Source organism: Clostridium putrefaciens (assembly GCF_900461105.1).
GTDB classification, from domain to species: Bacteria; Bacillota; Clostridia; order Clostridiales; family Clostridiaceae; genus Clostridium_L; species Clostridium_L putrefaciens.
Genome location: NZ_UFWZ01000001.1, coordinates 1,602,603 through 1,622,562, shown reverse-complemented (window position 1 = coordinate 1,622,562; position 19,960 = coordinate 1,602,603). Strand labels below are relative to the sequence as shown.

The window sequence follows — 19,960 nt, the reverse complement described above, 5'->3', positions numbered from 1 at the left end:
CTGCTATATGCCAGATTTTCTCCAAGTTATTAGATATCAAAAGAGTAGGTGCAGAAGATGATTTCTTTATGCTGGGCGGACATTCCCTTCTTGCTATCAAGCTCTCCACAGAACTTGCTCAATTAGGCTATACATTTACAATTAAAGACATCTTTGGATATGGTCGTGTAAGTGATATTGCCAGGTTTATTTCGGGAGAAGAGGTTAGCGAGGATAAGCACTCTTTTGAAGCTCCAGCAAAAGAGGAAGATAATAGTGCCGATGTAGTAAATTCATCCGTATGGACAGAACAGAAAGTTTATATGGATGGAGTGCAGGCATATAATGAAGTTTTTTATAAGAGCTGTTTCTATAATGCATTATTTGCTGGAATAAAGTATCTGGGTATCAATCCGTATGATGTAATGGTACAGGCAGTTCCTTCGTATTCTGTAAACGAGAAAACAGAATTGGTTGAAGTTAACTATATGGAAGCAAAAACCTGGACCACGATAATGGAAGAAAACAAGATTAATATCATTACTTTAAATCAATGCGATGAGATAATAAATGTGATGAAGAAGTCGTTACGGGAAAAAAGTCTTCTTATTATCCAGATTGATGGTTATTATAGCCCGATTCGAGAAGATTTATATGGTAAACTTCATTGGGCACATAATATTCTTGTGTATGGTTTTGATGATTCAACAGGAATCTTCCATATCCTTGAGCAAAGTGAACGAAGTCTGCTGGATTATAGTGAAAAAGAAATCACATATTATGATTTGGAGAATGCTTTTAAAAAGGGATTGGAGAGATTTGGAGTAAATCCAACAGAACCACCAGTTGTCATAATGGAAGGGAATAAGAGAATTGCTCAAGGAGAATCAGATGAAGCATTACAAAAAAGGGAGATATGGATTAAAAATATAGCAGATGCTTATCAGATTCTTCAAGAAAAAATAGTATTACTCGAAGATAGTTTCGAAAGGTATCTTGAACAAAGTATGACATGGGAGAAGGAACTTCCATTATTGCTGGATAATATAAACAAAATAATTGAATCGAAAAAAGTATTCAATAAACTGATCCTTGCATTCATTCAGGATGAGCAGATTATAAAACTTAGTTCAGATCTGCTTGATGAATGGATTATTGTCCGTAGTAAATTGGCTAGATTATCGTTTAGTAAAAAAAGATTACAGGATACTATGATTTCGTGTAAAGGAAATGTAGATCAGATTGCTAATATAGAGAAGAATCTAATATACAGGTTAACGAATCAATAGTGAGTTTTTCTGAAGGAGGGAATATCAAGGTATGAGTGAAAAAATACTATTACCAATTGTGGTTAGGCAAGTTTATGATTGTTTTGATAGTATTGTTGTGTCTGTATTTGAATATATGAATTGGTCTTATGAGTTGTTATTTTGTGATGAATGGAAATTCAAATTTGATTATGAAAAGTATACAAGAGATCATAAACTGTCAGACAATATGGAAATATGGCGTAATCATAGGTGGGACTATCTGGAAGACTATCATGGTATCAAGTTTGAAAATGTTGAAGTGAAGCAGTGTAAAGATTTGAAAGAGAGGATTGGCCAAAATTTATTGCTGAATAAACCTGTATTAGTTTGTCTTAATGCATACTACTGCTCATGGTTAAAAGAGTATTATTTAAAAATTTTAGATTATCATGAATTGATAATTGTTGGAATTACGGATGATGGCTATATAATAAAAGATTATCAATATGCGGTTGATGGGATAGAAATATCATTTGAGGAATTTGAGAAAAGTGCCACAACATGCAGATTTATAGTGAAAAAAGAAGTGGAAAAAAAATTTGACTGTAAAGAGAAAATTAAAGGAATGTCAATGAATCTGTTATCTAGTAATATGATTCGTGACATCCTCCGATTTGCAGATGCATTATCAAATGAAGAAGATCTAATAAATGAGATAGATGGAAATAAAGGACCAATATATGCAACTCCGTTGTTAGAAGATATTCAATATATTGGGAGGACCAGAGAACAAGTTGCTGCTTTATTATTATTTTTGTATGAAGAAAATGATATAGTTTCTTTGAGAGAAATCGCAGAAAAATTAAAAATGGTAGGTTTGAAGTGGGGATCTATTTTTGGAATGATATGTAAGGTTTTTTGCATCAAAGAAGAAAGACGTAGTTCTATTATCAAGAGAATTGTATTAAAGATAAAGGAAATAGCGTTGGCTGAAGAGAAAATAGCAAATGAATTATTGTATATTGTTAGTGAGGATGAAGCAACTCCGAAAGAAGAATTATCTAATAAGACAAGTGTAAATAAAGAAGAATTATCTATTTTTGAGCAAGTTGACTTAAGTGAATATTTAAATACAAATGGTGTTGCGGATTTTGTATCCTATGATTGTACTTCTGTATTTACAAGTGACGCTCGGTATATGTATATAGCTGAAGATAATATAGAAAAGTTATTAAATGTAAATCGTATACCTTTTAGGGTTGGTCACATTTTACAAGATAACAATGATCATATATCTTGCTATGGCGAAAGGATTAGAATAAATAAAGGCAAATATAAAAGAATATACTTTTTATGTTGCTCAGATTTAGGAAGTCAGTGTGAAAAATTAATAGTAGAGTATACGGATGGAACAAAAGATGATTTCACATTTAATGTTTCAGCATGGCTGCGAAAACCGAGATTTAATGAAAAAATTGCAGTAATGTGTCGCGTAGTTGCAAAAGATAATGAACAAAGAGAAGCTTTTACATATCCGTTTAGTAGTTATATATTTTACCAATCGGTAGATATTGATGCGACAAAAGAGTGTTGCACAATAGAATTGCCGACGTGTCCTAATATACATGTTTTTGCAATTACATTAGCTGGATAGTAGAAATATTATTCATTTTGTGTGTTTTATTTCTGTTAAAGCGCAAATTATTTATCATGAGCATCTAGACGAAAATTGGAACTTGTTTTCAGGATACTTGACCACAGTTCTACTGAGAAAACGCGTATCTATGCTACACAATCAAGTTAAAATGATGAGGAAAGCAATGAAGGATGCTGAAACTGTACTTGAAGAAAAGCCACTGTCGGAAGATAATGAAAATGAGCTAGTTATGTTCTGTGGATTAAGATAAAAGATTATTCTCATGTCTATATATCCAACAATTAAGTGGATTAAAAAAACATGGGGATAATAAAATGCTGAGAATAATCGTATGCGTTCACAACATAGTGGATTCCAGCAGCATCTTCAAGTATGAGACACCTTCTGTAGTATGCGGATAAGAAGCTGATCTGAATGATATCTGAAAATGTGATGTTGGTATCATCATGGACTGCTGGGAGAGAAAATTGAGCATTTAATTTTTATAGGCATCTTTTTGGTTTTTTTGTTGTCAGCAGTAATACGATTTTTTACTGATTACAGAATTTGATAAGGTAGTTGGCTATTCGTCAAAAGAAATAGAGATTGTTTGAAAGGAAAATGTAATTATGATATCAGCTATAAGTGAGAAAATTCAAATTTTTCTATGAGGTTGCGGTACGGATATATTGTTTGTCTTGATTGGAATAAAAGTAGCTGGGGCAAATGCTCCAGCTATTACTGTGATTAAACGTAAGCGCTTACGTTTAATCTTCAACTTTAAATATGCCTTCCACAAGATGGCAAGCGATGGAACAAACAACGTCATGTAAAATAACCTCCCATTTGATATACTTTGATAAAGTATATAGGGGAGGTTTTATTTTGAGATCATCAAATCAAGATATGGTTCTCTGGGAGCAGAGAATCAAAGCCAGGACTGAAAGTGGTCTATTAGTTACAGAATGGCGTAAACTTAACGAAATTTAAAAAAATAGGTATTATTATTGGAATAACAAAATAAGCAACACTGAAGCAACAAATGAAGAAGTAGAGTTTGCAGAGATTACTTCAATTATTTCAGATGAACATGAATGTAAGCTATATTGGTATGCTATTTTGAGTTTATATCTGTGACGACAAAACCTCTATTAAGAATATTTTCTTTTTCAGAGACAGCGTTCTTAGTCCTATGTGACGTATATTTCTTTACAACTATAGCGTGTATATATAAGGCTTTCATGTGTCTTCGGATTATTTTAAAATACATGGTATTTCAGCATCAACAAGTTTCTTTCTTAATCTTAACTATTCCATATTGATTTTTATTTTCGTCGTAGACTTCTTTGAGCTTCAATCTGAAATTTTTATTATCTAACTCTCATTTTTACGGCACTATTATTAAAGGTTCATAGTAGGTGATTCTAAGAAACTTGGATACTTTGCATATTTCTTTACTGTAGGGCTCGATATTATTTAATTGTAATAATTGCTTTTTCAGAACTTTCACTGTAGAAAACTTTCTAACCCATCTATTCATTGTTGATTTTGATACGCATATTCACTTTCTAGTTTACTTAGGTATATTTCCCGTATTAAATAAATCTGCTATAAGTTGTTTAAATTCCTCTGTTTATTTCTTTTGTGGCGTAGCCGTTTACCTCCTTATCATTAATTATATTTTAATTTGTTCAACTTTTGTATCCACAAGTATATACTAGCACCAATTCTTAGCAAGTGAGTCCAGTAAAGCATGTCCTCACAAGGAACCCAGGGTAGAATAAAATGGAAAACTGAGCTTAAACAGAAATATTAGCAATGGCAAATAGCAAGATGGAAACTTAGTCTCCCTCTCACCTTTGAGGCATAGTGAATTACCAGGTAAAAGAATTTCATTAAAATAAAATTTAATGAAGTGCTTTTTTTTAATCGAATTTTCATATTAAAAATGAAATCGGACCTAATTGAAGGTTAGAGTATAATTTTAATAGGCAGAATTGGTATAAAAAACTATATAAATAAAAGGAGATGGAAAAGCATGTTCCAAGTACATAAATTATCCATTATAATTAAGTTGCAAACACAAAACTGAATGGAGCCTAATTTATGTATAATGTTAGTTTAAATGAAAACGGCTTAACTTTCAAGGAGATAGAGAAAAAATTTATAAGATGGTTTGTGATGAAGACTGCAGTGTTTTAAAAATGTGTTGGAAACTTTAGATGAAAAGCTACTTAAAGAAAGAGATATTAAAGTATATAGAAATAAGGGACTTAAAAAGACTTGTTTAAGAACGATTATATGGGATGTTGAATATTCAAGACGTATCTATCAGTTTGAACTTGAAAATGGTGCAAAGTGGATAAAAGCAAGTTGTGAAGATCAAGACATACACTTTGAGTTGGCTCCATTTCATATAAGCCAAGCATTTATTAGAAAAGTAAGTGATAAAAAAGAACAGAAAGTCTTATTGAAATTATTTAGGCAAGGTAAAGTTGATGAAGGATTAGAAGTAATTGTTAACATGATGATAGAAAATAATAAAGATGAGGTTGTTTTTAAAAAGCTTACAGAGCTATATGACTATTTTGTGCATAATAAAGAGGGCTAGTTCCATATAAATTAAGAGACAATATAACTATGCCTACGGCACCCGAAGGGCGTTATAGATACTGTAATTCGTGAAATACCTTTATCCGCTTCCGCGGTTAATAAAAAGGGTACGAAATCTAAAGAATATAAGATACATACCGCGCCTATTCCTTATAGTGGAGCCGCGGTTACCTTGGGAAGAAAAGTAATACAAAAACTTTGTGGATTAAAAGAAATTGGAGATCTTAGCTACAATTAAGAATATGGCTATGGTAAAGTATAAATACCTCATGTAAGGTAATGGATAATAAATCAAATAAAATAGTTGCCCACTTTTACTTGACTCAAACAACCTTCTAAGTCAAAGTCGCTTAATGAACGCCTAACGGTATCAATACGTGGAACTTTAGTTTTCTTATTGAGCAACCTTTTAAATTTATCTTTTTCAAGTAAATGTTCTAATCTATTGAAACTTCTTATTTGAAGCATAAATCCAAATAATACTACAAAAGTAATTGTTGAAATTTTCGCAGAAAATTTTACTCTTTTATCCTTTAAGGTATTGATTTTTTCTCCAAGATGGTATACCTTAGAGAAGTAAGTGAGCATTTGTTTTAAATAACTTTTGTTCATTTTATCAGCATCCTTTTATTTTAAGTTTCTAGTCAAAACTATTATAAAAAGGATGCTTTTATTATGCAAATTTTCCCCTTATAAATTCCAGTAAAAATCGGAATTAACAACTCTTTTCTTAATTTGATACAAATCATTATAAATCAACGGGCTATCGCCCTAAAAACTTTTCAAGTGCTAAACTTCTGCCAGACAACTACATCCTCAAAGATTTAACAAAAGAATTAGGAATTGGAAAGCTCCTAAAAAGGTAGCCTTAAATCCAACTGATGAAGTAAAGGAGATATTAAGAAAAGAGTCGGCAATATAAGTATTCAGAATATCGCATTTAATACGAGATTTAGCAAATAAATTTACTGTTTATGCGACAACCTTCTTGACAACTACCGATTATTTAACTATACGTCCATTATTCACTTTAATTATTTCATCAAAATAATTCAAAGATTCGTCTACATCATGAGTAATCATAATAACTGTTTTATCTTGTAATGAAGCAATGTCTTTCATTAGTAGTTGTTTTGAATGTTTATCAACCGCAGAAAAGGGTTCATCCATGATTAAAATTGGAGTTTCTGAATTTCTCGCTCTTATATAAGCAACAATCTGTTTCTCACCTCCACTCAAAGATGTACTCTCATCTTGAGTTTTAATTTTATTTACAAGTTCCTGGGACAAACTTAATTCTCTAATTAATTCATCAGATAAATCCCTATATGACTGAAACATAGTTACGTTGTTATTGTAATTTGTCGAGAAGATATGGGACCTTTGCAGTACGTAAGTTACTAACCATGCCAAATCCAATTGAGATAAATCACATCCGTCCATTAACATTTTACCTGAATCAATTGGTAGATATCCCATGATTGAGTTCAGTAATGTTGTTTTTCCTGAACCATTATTTCCTATGATTACATAATGTTTATTCTTTTGAAAAACAAATGATATGTCTTTTACTTGAAAAGATCCATTATGTGAACAAAGATTCTTTAATTCCAAATTATGTTGAAAATCTTTGTTTATCTTTTTGAGATTATTTTCTTTCTTTTCGAGAATTTCGAAAACTTTATTTTTCACATCTCTTACAGTTTCCATCATGGTAAAGCAATAAAGTGTTTCTTCCAGCGGATCAATAAAACTATTTATGAACCCAAAAGTTACAACACCTGTTCCGATTGAAACTTTACCTTGAACCAGTAATACAACAACCGTAATAAAACCAAGGATTTGAACCATTGTTCTTGCAGCACTATTTATAGATAAAGTGATTGATTTTGCTTTTCCATAATTATATCGGCTAGAACTTGCGCTATTCAATTCATCTGCATGACACTTTATTATCTGTTTGGCAGTTCTTGAATTAATTTCACGAAATCCTGTAAAAAAATCATAAATCAAATTAGTATACTTTCCCATTTGATTAACAAAACGTAGTCGTTTTGGAGATGTAAATTCACCTGTATACTTAGGTAAAATTGCTGTAATAATTGATGCAATAAAAATAACAGACGCTATACGCCAGTCAATACCCAAAAACATCACCAAGCCAAAAATAATGACCTTAATTATTTGGTTGGTTGCACTAATCAAAGGAGTTAAATAATCCTGTTCAATTTGCATAATATCATTACTTTGAATAGAAATATAATCAGAAACGTCTCTCTTATGAAACATGATATCGTCATACTGAATAATGGCATTAAAATAATCTTTCTTAATCGAGTTTTCAAACTTTATGGCATATTTCCAATTGAATTTCATTCCGAGATAACCCGCAATAACTGAGACTAATGACAACATACAAAATCCAGCGATAATAACAAAAATAAATTTACTATTTACACCTGTTGATAATGAATCAAAAACCACTTTAGGAAGATATGCTAATCCAGCCAAAGCTAATGATTCAATCATAGAACAGACAATCTGCAAGAATATTTCAAGTTTTATTTCACTAATATACTTCTTCAATAGTAACACCCCTTTTTTCAAATGACTCATCTTTTAACTTGTTTCAACTAATGATTAAATTGTCTTTTCAAAATTATTTTCCTCTCATATTTTAATTCAAGATTAGAATAAGAGTAATATAATGTAATATCGGTTGAATGAAAAACTAACTTCCGTTTTAGCATAAGCAATTGGAACTGCAAGGGTTAAGTCAGTTTTTTGAGTTAAATTTAGTAGTTAAAATACCTAAAATAGGCTATAATTTATATAAGATAATCATTTTTTAGGGGTTTTTAAGTATGCTTATTAAGCCTACGGAATTGGCTTGCAAAACTAACTTCCGTTTGCTTTATTTTTACATGATTAAGTTCCGCTGATAATTGCCCTAAATTTTTGATATCTTATTTTTTAAAAAGTGCAGGTTTTAGATGTACTTCATCTGCTGAGATATGTTTTAATGACAGTTTCTCTAACAGTGAGTTATCTAATAACATTTGGGCCAGTTTAAATGGTGTATTCCCATTTAAACTAGCTCTTGCTGTACTATTAATATGATTTATCATTAAGGTTATATCTTCTTGAGTACGATTATTAAATGATATTCCTTTAGGTATTACATACCTTATGTATTCATGGTTTTTTTCCACATGTGGCTTCTGATAAGAAGCCATAGGATTGCAGTAGAATATCTTAGTTCTTTGATTTCCTTCAGCATCTAATTCTAAAGCTTCAGGTTTTTTAAATTCTGAGCCGTTGTCTGTTAAAATAACAGGAAAGCATTTATTAAATACTTCATGTCCTAATAACGCATATAGCTTATCTATAACTTCCTTTACATCTACCTGGCTACAGCTTTCAATAATGAAAGCTAGCATTAATGAGCAATTCCTAAAAAGAAATGTTAGAAGAACTTTACCACTTCGTGTGCCGTGGACAGTATCCATCTCTACTACAGGAATATTAGGATTATATTCAACAAATTTAACAAAGTCATCAAATGTTCTTCCAACTCTATCTGTAGATTCTTTAGTCACAGGTTGTTTATGTTTTTTTCTAGGTTTATATTTAACTTTCCTAGGCAAATCAATGCTTCTAGCAGTAAAAGCATTTTTATCAAAATAATAATATAAAGTTCTTTCACAGCAGTTTATTTCATTCTTATGATGGGTCAAAATATGGGATAGTGATTGTCCTTTAGAAATAAGTGGTGAAATTATATCATCTATCTTTTTCAAATCCTCTGAGGTTATATTCAAACCTTCTCTAGATGATGTTAATAAATCTCTATACTTTGAATCTGCAACTTTAGCTTTATAGTAGCTTTTTTCAGCCATACACGTAGTTACTGTGCTGCAACCATTACAAACATATGGGTAACTGTTAATCTTAGTACATTTCTTAGTGGAATATTCATTGCAAGTTCGATAACAATTTATAAAGCTACACTTCTTACATTGCTTACCACACCTATTATTACACAAGTTTGTCTTAGTGCAACTTCTCCGATGTTGGCATGGTTGCACATCATTTTCTTTTCTCTTACTTACTCTAAGAAATCTATTTCTTCTAATCTCTTTGGAGATAGTAGTTGGGTCTTTCTTAACTCTTTCAGCAATTTCTTTTAATGTATAATTTTGATCTAAACCATACTCAATTATAAGGCGATCTTCTATTATAAGGTGTTTTCCTTTGCATAACTCTTTATTTGACATAATTAATCCTGCTAATATGCTTAGGACAAATATCAAATTAATTATATCAAACACTTTGTAATACTAAATTCTGTTTATCAATAAAAACGGAACTTAACTTTTCAATTTACGTTTTCATTAAAAATGATATAATATAATTGACTTGATTATACAAAATAATCATATTTAGGAGTAATTAACCATATGAACACTATATCACAAAATAATAAAAATGAAAAATGCTTTTATAAAATCTATAGTAATGTTTGTTAAACAGTTTAAAGTTATTTCTGCTTTAAAAAAGGCAAATTGCTATAAAGAAAAAGGTATAGGTGTTCAAGATATTTTCTGCTATCTACTTCAACTTATTTATACAGGGAAAAGTGTTAATTTTGATCAAACTTTGTTCAAAATATCATTATTTTATTTTAAGTATAAATCAACATTTGTTGACATTGGTTTGATCAAACTTTATTACAAACCTACAAATAGAGAATTTAAAGATAGAGAAAAATTAGAAGTTGTGGTAAGTGACCTTACTTATGTAAGAGTCAATAAAAAATGGTCATATATATGCACATTACTTGATTTGTATAATAGAGAAATCATAGGCTTCAGTGCTGGACCTAAAAAGGATGCCAATTTAGTATACCAAGCTTTTCTAAATTGTAAATATCCTTTAACAGATATAAAGATATTTCACACCGATAGGGGTAATGAATTTAAGAACAAAACTATAGATGAGGTTATAAACATCTTTGAAAAAGAAAGGGATTTTGATAACATTGATATATTGAGATTAGAGTTGGGAGATTATATAAACTGGTATAATAACCATAGGTTGCATGGTTCTCTGAATTATTTAACACCAATGGAATATAATGAGAAAATGAGGTTGGAAGTACAGTAGTTTGAGAATAAAGTTCCCTATGAATTTGTAACTACATAAGAAGATTGCATTTGGTTCTGTCGAGGGCGAGCGTAGCGAGTGCGTTTACCCTTGACTGAATCAAAGAAGCAATCTTACAATTACAAATAAATTCATGGGAATTCAAATATATTGTTCGGAAAAAAGTTGTCCAAAAAGGTGTTGACATATCACAATTAAAAAAAGAAGTGAATTATCGTATTGGAACCTTTTTTACATTGAATATTCGACTACTATGACCGTATTGAAAAATATGTGGGAAAAGAAAACATTGATAAACATGATAAAAAGTTTTTCAGTGGCTTAAGGTATGCAAACAATAAATTAAAACACGATTCATCTATTATACAGATTTATCAAAGAACAGGTGGTTCTTTATTTCCAATATCATTTCCTTTATACATAGGAAGTATTGCCTTTAGATGGAGATTTATAGATAAAGAAGAAGATTTTAAGTATATGAATCAATATAATAATTATATATCTTATATTTGCGAAAAAGAAATTATTACTATTTCGGAACAAGCTCTTAGTAGTATTAAAAAGTATGAATACTAATGTTAAAAAGAATTAACTAGAATTTTTGTTTTAATACAACTCTTTTCACTTTGACACTTATAATTGATCCAATTATAAGTAATGTCTTATATTTATGGTAGAATTTGAAATATACAATTTTATTATATTGACTATTTTTAAGGTTCTCTGATATAATATAGTTAGGGGTCATTTGACTTCAAGTGTTTATATAATGAAATTTAGAAAGTAAGTAATGATTGAATGCCGTTATTTACTTTCTAAATTTTCTTATAGTATCTAAGATTTTATTTGTAATTGAAACACCCATAGATTTGGATAAATCAAATCTATGGGTGTTTTTATGCTAGTAGATAACATATAAACAAAACTATAAAAATATAATAGAATTACAATTTAAACTTAAGCTTAGTATTAAATTAATATCATATTTTTGGATTAAGTGATGATATGATAAAAAGGTACTATGTTATGAGAAAATATGTTAATGGGAATCTATTCCCCTAGAGTAACAAAATCAAGATTGCAATAATAATAATTTATCCAGGAACAATTAAATGATTATTAACATAACTTGATTAGAAGGGGTAACTTTAGGAGGGGGAATAGAGCTTGGCTACACATAAAAAAATTAAAAAGGTAACTGTGCATTATCCAACTAAGGAAAATGAAGAAGAATTTCAAAAAAGAGCAGCAAAATCAGTAGCTCAAGTTCTCTTTGAAATGTACCCCTTATATGTAATAGATAAAATCATAGATGATTTAGAAAATGTAGAAAAAAGCGGCATATAAAAAATGCCGCTTTTTTTAATGCTAAAGATTCTTAATAATGCCTTTAATCTTTTTGTAATTTTCTTTATCTACAGAGTAGACACCTTTTTCCCAACTTCCAATTGCGCTAGAACTTACACCTAAGACTTTGGAGGCAGCACTTAAAGTTAGAGCATTACTAATTCTCCATTCTTTTATTCTTTTAGAATAATCGCTTAATAGAAATCTTGAGTATTCGTCAAAACATAAGTAATCTTTATCAATAAACTTAGTAAGTTTTATAAGTGCCCTTTTAGACGGATGTATGCTATCACTTTCATATCCAGCTATGGCTCCTCTACTTAGATTACATTTAATAGATAACTGATTTTCTGAAAGGCCTAATTTAAGCCTTGCTTTCTTTAATCTTTTTCCCAAAGTATTTTCGTCTAGAATAGAATATAATGAATCATAAAAATTAATTACCAGATGTTGTGAAAATGTTGCAGATTGCTGTGGCGAGCAGAAGCTATATGTACAGGTACATTAGCAGGATATAATGCTGTTAAGTATGGCCTTGGAATGCCTATGCTAATCTTACCAAGAAGTACGGCTATAGGGGATATAATAGCCTATGCAAATTATAAGATGACAACTAAAGAAGGTAGAAGGAACAGATATACCTTTGCAGGAGCAGAATACTTTAATAGGATGAAAGAAAATAATTTATATACTACAGATATAGAAAGTATACAAAATAGAATAAAGAAACTAAATTTAGATGGGATATTTAGTTATAAGCTAATATAACTTAGTTTAATAATATAAAAAGGTGAAGAATTAAAGTCTTCGCCTTTTTATATGTAAGAGAAGACGTAAAATATATGAATTACTTGAAGACTAATGGATAAATTTTGTTTCGTATATAACTTAGTTGAATGGGAAACTTGCCTTCCCTGTATTTAAAACTATAGCTAGTGACTGTGGAATATTTAAGGGGATAATTCAAAGAACAATAGTAATTCTTTTAGAGGCAAGTTTTGCAAAGAAACACCGACTTCAAATCTTTATACCATCTATTCTAGAAAAAAATTAGGGATTAAAGCTGTATATAATTAAAAAAATAATTATAGAAACGGACAAAAACATAACGAAATAAGTACAATGTGTACAAAATGTAGAGAAGTTATGTTTACTAATTGATTCAGACAAAAAATATAAGATTAAGAAATTCATTAATAAAAAAGATAAGATTAGGACATTAATTGGGGAAATACTGATAAGAACAATAATCGTCGAAAAATTAAAAATTAGTAATAAAAATATAAAATTTAATAAAAATCAATATGGTAAACCGTATCTGAAAGATTATCCAAACTTCAATTTTAACATATCTCATTCTGGAGAGTACGTACTATGTGCTGTTGATAATAAACCGGTAGGTATTGATGTTGAAGAGGTAAAACATATTGAGTATGAAGAGATAGCTAAAAGCTTTTTTACAGTAAAGGAGTTTTATTATATTGTTAATCAAGACTTCAATTTTCGATTAAATAGCTTCTATGAAATATGGACTTTAAAAGAGAGTTATATTAAGTGTTGTGGACAAGGACTATCAATACCATTAAAGTCATTCTCTATTGAAGTGGACCAATATGAAAATATTAAAGTGATTAGCAATAATAAACATAAGGAATATACATCTAAGATATTTGATATAGATGTAGGTTATAAAGTGGCTGTATGTTCATTAAATAAAGAAATTTATAATAACATAATAAGAGTAGATCAGAATAGTTTAATTAATAAATATTCTAGATTTAACCTGGAGTAAGAGGAGTCATACTAATGATATTATTTTGTTTACCATATGCAGGAGGCTCGGAATCAATATATTATAAATGGAAAAATCACTTACATACTTCAATTCAAGTAGTTCCAATAGAGTTAAAAGGAAGAGGTAAAAGATTTAATGAGTTTTTCTATGAAAGTTTAGAAGAAGCAGTTGATGATATATTTGAAAATATTAAAGATAAAATAGTAGATGATGATTTTGCCATCTATGGACATAGCATGGGGAGTCTTTTAGCTTATGAATTGTATTATAAAATAAGTAAGTTAAATCTTAGAAAACCTAAACATATATTTTTTTCAGGATATAAAGCACCAAGCATTATAAGAGAAAGGGAAAATACATATAATTTGCCTGATTATGATTTTATGAAAAAAATAATGGAACTTGGTGGAACACCAGAAGAGTTAATGAATAATCAAGAATTACTTCAAATACTTCTTCCTATAATTCGAAGTGACTTTAAGATTTTAGAAACCTATAACTATAAAGAAAGAGAAGATAAAATTCAATGTGATGTTTCAATTTTAAATGGAAAACAAGATTCTATTAATTTAGAAGAGCTATTAGCTTGGAAACATCACGTGTGTAGAGGTTTTAAAGTATATAATTTTGATGGAAATCATTTTTTTATAAATAGTAATGCTGAAAATATAACTAGTATTATAAATACTACATTGGCTGAAAAAGATCATATAAAAAGTGAGGTTTGTTATGGAGCGTAATAAGATATATTATCATAATTTAACTCACCCACAAAAAAGAATATGGTATATAGATAAGGTGAATTTAAACTCTCAACTTCATAATATTTGTGGCTGTTTAAAGATAAATCAGGGCACTGATGTTGATAAACTTACGGAAACTCTTAATCTTATAATAAAGACAAATGAAGGTTTAAGATTAAGATTTACAGAAAAAGATGGACAACCAGTTCAATATGTCCATGATTTTGAAAAAGAAAATATAGATTTTATAGATTTTAGTAATGATGAAATGCCTATAGCAGAAAATGAAAAATGGGCAGAGAGTTTATTTAAAAGAAGCTTTGAATTAGAAAACAGTCAATTATATTATTTTGCAATCTATAAAATAAGTGAAAAAGAATATGGTGTACTATTAAGTGTTCATCATATTATAGTGGATGGATGGTCAATTAGTCTTATAGAAAAACAGGTATGTGAAATATATAGTAAGTTAACAAAAAATGAGAATATACATATTGAAGAAAGTTATTCATATGTTGATTTTATAAAGGATGAAAATGAGTATTTAAATTCGGATAGATTCATAAAAAATAAGAATTTTTGGAATGAAAAATTTAAAAGTGTGCCTGAAGAGTTTTTATATAAAATTTCAAATAGTTTAGAAGGCGAAAGAAAATCCTTCAATATTGATAGTAACTTATCAAATGAAATAAAGAGATTTGTAGAAGAAAAAAAATGCTCGCTAAATACATTCTTCATATCAATTTTACTTATATACATAAACAAAATTACATATAAAAAAGACTTAGTAATAGGTACACCAGTATTTAATAGGGCAGGTAAGAAACAAAAAGATATGGTGGGGATGTTTACTAGTACAGTGCCTTTTAGATTTACATTGGATAGTGAGTTACATATAGAAAATTTAATAAAACTAATTAATAGAGAGTTGAAACTTTGTTTTTTAAATCAGAAATATCCTTATGATCTTTTAATTAAAGACTTAGAGTTAAGTAAAGAAGGATATGATAATTTGTTTAAAATGTCTGTAAATTATTATAATTCCAAATATGTTAATGATATTGATGGTGTAGATGTAGAGGTTCAGGAATATTATAGTGGTAATCAAAGCTACTCATTACAGCTAACAGTCAAGGAGTGGGAAGAAGCTAATATAACCTTAAATTTTGATTATAAAACAAGTGAATACTCAGAGCGACAAATTCAAGTAATGAATCATTCTATGATTAATATTATCAAAGAAATTTTAACAAAGGAAAGCCTTCAAGTAAAAGATATAAGACTCCTTAGTGAAGAGGAAATCAATTATAAGATACATACTCTAAACTCAACTAATAGAGACTATCCCAATAAAACAGTGTGTAAATTATTTGAAGAACAAGCAATTAAAACACCAAATAAAGTTGCTTTAGAATTCAAAGATGAAACAATTACATATAAACAGCTAAATGAAAAATCTAATCAATTAGCAAGTTACTTAATAGAAAATGAGGTAAAGAAGGAATCTATTGTAGGAATTATGACAAGTCACTCCATGGAGTTAGTTATAGGTATTTTAGGAATCCTAAAAGCTGGTGGAACTTATCTGCCTATTGATTCGAGTTATCCTATAGAAAGAATAAATTATATGCTTCAAGATTCTGAAAGCTTTATGGTGTTAACAAACTTTGAAGTAGATGATGAGATTAATTTTAGAGGAAGAATAACTAATATAAAAGATGTAGATTTAAGCTTATACAGTAAAGAAAATTTGATAAAAATAAAAAGTTTAAATGATTTAGCTTATATTATCTATACATCAGGTTCAACGGGGAAACCTAAAGGGGTAATGATTGAGCATAAAGGTTTAACAAATTATATATGGTGGGCCAAGAAGAGGTATTTAAAAGATGAGAATGAAGTTATTGCTTTATATTCTTCAATATCTTTTGATTTGACAGTAACATCTATATTCACTCCGTTAGTTTCGGGAAATCAGATTGTAATTTATGATACTGATGAAACAGAGTTTGTTTTATATAAAATATTAAGAGAAAATAAAGCAACGGTTGTAAAGCTTACCCCTGCTCATTTAACTTTATTAAAGGATAGGGACAATAATAGTTCCAATATAAAAAGATTTATTGTTGGAGGAGAAGATTTAAAGGTAAGTTTAGCAAAAGAAATTTGTAATAGTTTCGGGAAAAATATAGAAATATGCAATGAATATGGACCTACAGAGGCAGTAGTTGGGTGCATGATATATAAATATGATGAAGAAAATGATAAAGGCGTATCAGTACCTATAGGTTATGCTGCAGATAATGTTCAAATCTATATATTGGATAATGATTTTAATGTGGTTCCAACAGGCATAGTTGGAGAACTATATGTATCTGGGGATGGAGTTGCTAGAGGATATTTAAATAGAGAAAATTTAACCTATGAAAGATTCATTGAAAATCCATTTGCTAAAGGTAAAAAGATGTACAAAACTGGAGATACAGCACGGTACATAGAAAATGGAGTTGTTGAATATGTAGGTAGAATTGATAACCAAGTAAAGATAAGAGGATACCGTATTGAACTTGGTGAAATAGAAAAATATTTATTAGAAAATGAATGTGTTAAGGATGCTGTTGTAGCATTTAAAGAAGATTCATTAGGAAATAAATTATTAAATGCTTATATAGTGAGTAAAAAAGAGGTTACAGAGTTAGAACTGAAAAATTGGCTTTTGAAATTTTTACCTAAATATATGGTTCCAATTAACTTTATTCATTTAGAACACCTCCCTTTAACTATTAATGGAAAGGTAAATTATAATTTATTACCAAATACAATTTCAGTTGAAAAAGAATTTGTAAAGTATAAAACAGATGCAGAAAAAGAATTAGTTAAAGCTATGGAAGAGATTTTAGGAATAGAAAATATAAGTATTAAGGATAACTATTACCAACTTAGCAAGTGAGTCCAGTAAAGCATGTCCTCACAAGGAACCCAGGGTAGAATAAAATGGAAAACTGAGCTTAAACAGAAATATTAGCAATGGCAAATAGCAAGATGGAAACTTAGTCTCCCTCTCACCTTTGAGGCATAGTGAATTACCAGGTAAAAGAATTTCATTAAAATAAAATTTAATGAAGTGCTTTTTTTTAATCGAATTTTCATATTAAAAATGAAATCGGACCTAATTGAAGGTTAGAGTATAATTTTAATAGGCAGAATTGGTATAAAAAACTATATAAATAAAAGGAGATGGAAAAGCATGTTCCAAGTACATAAATTATCCATTATAATTAAGTTGCAAACACAAAACTGAATGGAGCCTAATTTATGTATAATGTTAGTTTAAATGAAAACGGCTTAACTTTCAAGGAGATAGAGAAAAAATTTATAAGATGGTTTGTGATGAAGACTGCAGTGTTTTAAAAATGTGTTGGAAACTTTAGATGAAAAGCTACTTAAAGAAAGAGATATTAAAGTATATAGAAATAAGGGACTTAAAAAGACTTGTTTAAGAACGATTATATGGGATGTTGAATATTCAAGACGTATCTATCAGTTTGAACTTGAAAATGGTGCAAAGTGGATAAAAGCAAGTTGTGAAGATCAAGACATACACTTTGAGTTGGCTCCATTTCATATAAGCCAAGCATTTATTAGAAAAGTAAGTGATAAAAAAGAACAGAAAGTCTTATTGAAATTATTTAGGCAAGGTAAAGTTGATGAAGGATTAGAAGTAATTGTTAACATGATGATAGAAAATAATAAAGATGAGGTTGTTTTTAAAAAGCTTACAGAGCTATATGACTATTTTGTGCATAATAAAGAGGGCTAGTTCCATATAAATTAAGAGACAATATAACTATGCCTACGGCACCCGAAGGGCGTTATAGATACTGTAATTCGTGAAATACCTTTATCCGCTTCCGCGGTTAATAAAAAGGGTACGAAATCTAAAGAATATAAGATACATACCGCGCCTATTCCTTATAGTGGAGCCGCGGTTACCTTGGGAAGAAAAGTAATACAAAAACTTTGTGGATTAAAAGGATTTGGAAGTTTTAGTTACAATTAAGAATAAAAATGGGTAGGGTAAATTATAAATACCCCATGTAAAATAATGGATAATAGGTTAAATAAAATAGTTGCCCACTTTTACTTGACTCAAACGCAGGTATATAACAATATAAAATAAATAAGCATATCTGAAAGACCAAAAGAAGTAGGGCACTGGGAGATGGATACTGTAGTAGGAAAGCGTGGTACAAAGACTGTGTTACTGGTCTTAAGTAAAAGAGTGCTTCGTAGGGAGCTTATTTTCCAAATCACAGGCAGCAGTTGTCCATATACTGGATAAACTAGAACGTAAAATGGAAAAGTCATTTTACTAAATATTTAAAATAATAACATACGATTAATGGTTGAGAAAACCTTGATTTTCATGGCATTGAAAATTCTGCAAGAAACAAGGGAAAGAGAATAAAAGTGTATTATGCCCATCCCTATAGCTCCTGGAAATGAGGCGTAAATGAAAATATAAATAAGATTATAAGAAGGTTTATTCCAAAGGGTGTAGATATTTCAATGTTTTTTGCGAAGAAGATTATGAACATACAGAACTGGATCAATAATTATCCAAGAAAGATTTTAAGTGGTATTTGGTTTAATATGTCCATGAAAAAATATATACTAGCTTAACATTATATTTTTCTCTAAATCTTGGACATTTTATATTGTAATCTATATTATAAAGGATTTTATATAAAAGATGTTGATATAATACAAATTACAACTTAGTAAAACTGGTATAATTACATATAAATATTAAAAAGATATTATATGACTTTATAGCCAGATCAAATAATAGATAATTAAGGAAGGAATATTGTATGAAAATAGCGATATACTCGGGGTCTTTTGATCCATTCACAAATGGCCATCTTCATATAGTGAAAGAAGCTATATGTATTTTTGATAAAATAATAGTTGCGATTGGAGATAATCCAGATAAAAGGCGAAGAACTGATTCTCAAAGAATGTTAGAAGCAATGCAAACTACTTTTAAGAGAATGTATCTTTCAGAAAAAGTAGTTGTTACTAAGTGTGAAGGCTTGGTTGTCGATTTAGCTTATAAGGAGAATGCTGATTATCTTATTAGAGGAATTAGAAGTGGATTTGATTATCAGCATGAAGAGAGCTTAGCTAAAATAAATGAAATGTTGGGAATGAAAACTATATATATTAGATCAGGTAATTTAGATTATATAAGTTCTACTTTAGTAATGGAGCTTCACAAGTATGGTAAAGATGTATCAGAGTATCTTCCTTCCCCTGTAATAGATATAATAAAGTATATCTGAGTTGAAGTGAGATCCCTAAGAATTTGGTTCTATTCTCTTAAGCCGCCAAGCATACTTAGACAATTACTTACAAATTATATGATATA

General features: G+C 29.4%; 15 protein-coding genes and 3 pseudogenes. 14 read left to right on the top strand and 4 right to left on the bottom strand.

The genetic code is table 11. From position 1 onward, the window contains the following. Positions 1–5 precede the first annotated feature (5 nt). The 4 genes from DY168_RS15255 (at position 6) to DY168_RS07020 (ending at position 5,476) form a co-directional block, all read left to right on the top strand. Positions 6–1,268, top strand: a complete 1,263-nt coding sequence (locus DY168_RS15255) for a phosphopantetheine-binding protein (RefSeq protein WP_423237248.1) — start codon at positions 6–8, stop codon at positions 1,266–1,268. A 31-nt stretch (positions 1,269–1,299) separates the two neighbouring features. After that, the gene (locus tag DY168_RS07025) at positions 1,300–2,883 is read left to right on the top strand and encodes a hypothetical protein (RefSeq protein ID WP_115641116.1); all 1,584 of its coding nucleotides are present in this window, start codon (positions 1,300–1,302) and stop codon (positions 2,881–2,883) included. A gap of 130 nt (positions 2,884–3,013) precedes the next feature. Next, the gene (locus tag DY168_RS15160; RefSeq protein ID WP_278286349.1) at positions 3,014–3,136 is read left to right on the top strand and encodes a hypothetical protein; all 123 of its coding nucleotides are present in this window, start codon (positions 3,014–3,016) and stop codon (positions 3,134–3,136) included. A 1,935-nt stretch (positions 3,137–5,071) separates the two neighbouring features. Beyond that, a complete protein-coding gene (locus tag DY168_RS07020; RefSeq protein ID WP_147291417.1) occupies positions 5,072–5,476 on the top strand; it encodes a hypothetical protein in 405 nt (134 codons plus the stop codon). Positions 5,477–5,769: 293 nt separating this feature from the next. Here DY168_RS07020 and DY168_RS07015 read toward each other — a convergent pair whose 3' ends face one another. The 3 genes from DY168_RS07015 to DY168_RS07005 form a co-directional block, all read right to left on the bottom strand. Beyond that, positions 5,770–6,090 carry a hypothetical protein gene (locus DY168_RS07015; RefSeq protein ID WP_207658377.1) on the bottom strand — a complete coding sequence of 107 codons (321 nt, stop codon included), beginning with the start codon at positions 6,088–6,090 and terminating at the stop codon, positions 5,770–5,772. 390 nt (positions 6,091–6,480) lie between these two features. Beyond that, complete coding sequence (locus DY168_RS07010; protein WP_172556287.1) at positions 6,481–8,064, bottom strand: ATP-binding cassette domain-containing protein; 1,584 nt, start codon at positions 8,062–8,064, stop codon at positions 6,481–6,483. A 380-nt stretch (positions 8,065–8,444) separates the two neighbouring features. Further along, positions 8,445–9,755 (bottom strand): IS30 family transposase, encoded by a 1,311-nt coding sequence (locus tag DY168_RS07005; protein ID WP_115641114.1) that lies wholly within the window; start codon positions 9,753–9,755, stop codon positions 8,445–8,447. Positions 9,756–10,248: 493 nt separating this feature from the next. Between DY168_RS07005 and DY168_RS15020 the strand changes: the two are divergent. The 3 genes and pseudogenes from DY168_RS15020 to DY168_RS06990 all read left to right on the top strand — a co-directional run. Next, positions 10,249–10,644 (top strand): annotated as a pseudogene (locus DY168_RS15020) (transposase); the annotation flags it as partial. Between the two features lie 273 nt (positions 10,645–10,917). After that, positions 10,918–11,220 (top strand): hypothetical protein, encoded by a 303-nt coding sequence (locus DY168_RS06995; protein WP_115641113.1) that lies wholly within the window; start codon positions 10,918–10,920, stop codon positions 11,218–11,220. Positions 11,221–11,811: 591 nt separating this feature from the next. Continuing rightward, entirely contained in the window at positions 11,812–11,991 is a 180-nt protein-coding gene (locus tag DY168_RS06990) for a hypothetical protein (protein ID WP_115641112.1), read from the top strand. A 21-nt stretch (positions 11,992–12,012) separates the two neighbouring features. Here DY168_RS06990 and DY168_RS06985 read toward each other — a convergent pair whose 3' ends face one another. Then, positions 12,013–12,387, bottom strand: a complete 375-nt coding sequence (locus DY168_RS06985; protein ID WP_115641111.1) for a helix-turn-helix transcriptional regulator — start codon at positions 12,385–12,387, stop codon at positions 12,013–12,015. Between the two features lie 87 nt (positions 12,388–12,474). On the opposite strand from DY168_RS06985, the pseudogene DY168_RS06980 reads away from it, so the two are divergent. The 7 genes and pseudogenes from DY168_RS06980 to coaD all read left to right on the top strand — a co-directional run. Next, positions 12,475–12,759 (top strand): annotated as a pseudogene (locus DY168_RS06980) (FAD-dependent oxidoreductase); the annotation flags it as partial. Positions 12,760–13,147: 388 nt separating this feature from the next. Next, positions 13,148–13,783 (top strand): 4'-phosphopantetheinyl transferase superfamily protein, encoded by a 636-nt coding sequence (locus DY168_RS15195; protein WP_115641110.1) that lies wholly within the window; start codon positions 13,148–13,150, stop codon positions 13,781–13,783. 14 nt (positions 13,784–13,797) lie between these two features. Continuing rightward, entirely contained in the window at positions 13,798–14,526 is a 729-nt protein-coding gene (locus tag DY168_RS06970; protein WP_115641109.1) for a thioesterase II family protein, read from the top strand. After that, complete coding sequence (locus DY168_RS06965; protein ID WP_115641108.1) at positions 14,516–17,479, top strand: amino acid adenylation domain-containing protein; 2,964 nt, start codon at positions 14,516–14,518, stop codon at positions 17,477–17,479. Before DY168_RS06970 ends, DY168_RS06965 begins: the two co-directional genes overlap by 11 nt. A 465-nt stretch (positions 17,480–17,944) precedes the next feature. Then, the gene (locus DY168_RS06960) at positions 17,945–18,349 is read left to right on the top strand and encodes a hypothetical protein (RefSeq protein WP_147291417.1); all 405 of its coding nucleotides are present in this window, start codon (positions 17,945–17,947) and stop codon (positions 18,347–18,349) included. Positions 18,350–18,712: 363 nt separating this feature from the next. Next, positions 18,713–19,212, top strand: a pseudogene (locus tag DY168_RS15250) (IS30 family transposase); the annotation flags it as partial. A gap of 191 nt (positions 19,213–19,403) precedes the next feature. Then, complete coding sequence (gene coaD / locus DY168_RS06955) at positions 19,404–19,874, top strand: pantetheine-phosphate adenylyltransferase (RefSeq protein ID WP_115641106.1); 471 nt, start codon at positions 19,404–19,406, stop codon at positions 19,872–19,874. The last annotated feature ends 86 nt before the right edge of the window (positions 19,875–19,960 follow it).

Coding starts and splice junctions, on each gene's coding strand:
- DY168_RS07025 (WP_115641116.1), top strand. CDS start 1,300: ATGAGTGAAAAAATACTATTACCAATTGTGGTTAGGCAAGTTTATGAT.
- DY168_RS15160 (WP_278286349.1), top strand. CDS start 3,014: ATGCTACACAATCAAGTTAAAATGATGAGGAAAGCAATGAAGGATGCT.
- DY168_RS07015 (WP_207658377.1), bottom strand. CDS start 6,090: ATGAACAAAAGTTATTTAAAACAAATGCTCACTTACTTCTCTAAGGTA.
- DY168_RS07005 (WP_115641114.1), bottom strand. CDS start 9,755: ATGTCAAATAAAGAGTTATGCAAAGGAAAACACCTTATAATAGAAGAT.
- DY168_RS06970 (WP_115641109.1), top strand. CDS start 13,798: ATGATATTATTTTGTTTACCATATGCAGGAGGCTCGGAATCAATATAT.
- DY168_RS06965 (WP_115641108.1), top strand. CDS start 14,516: ATGGAGCGTAATAAGATATATTATCATAATTTAACTCACCCACAAAAA.
- coaD (WP_115641106.1), top strand. CDS start 19,404: ATGAAAATAGCGATATACTCGGGGTCTTTTGATCCATTCACAAATGGC.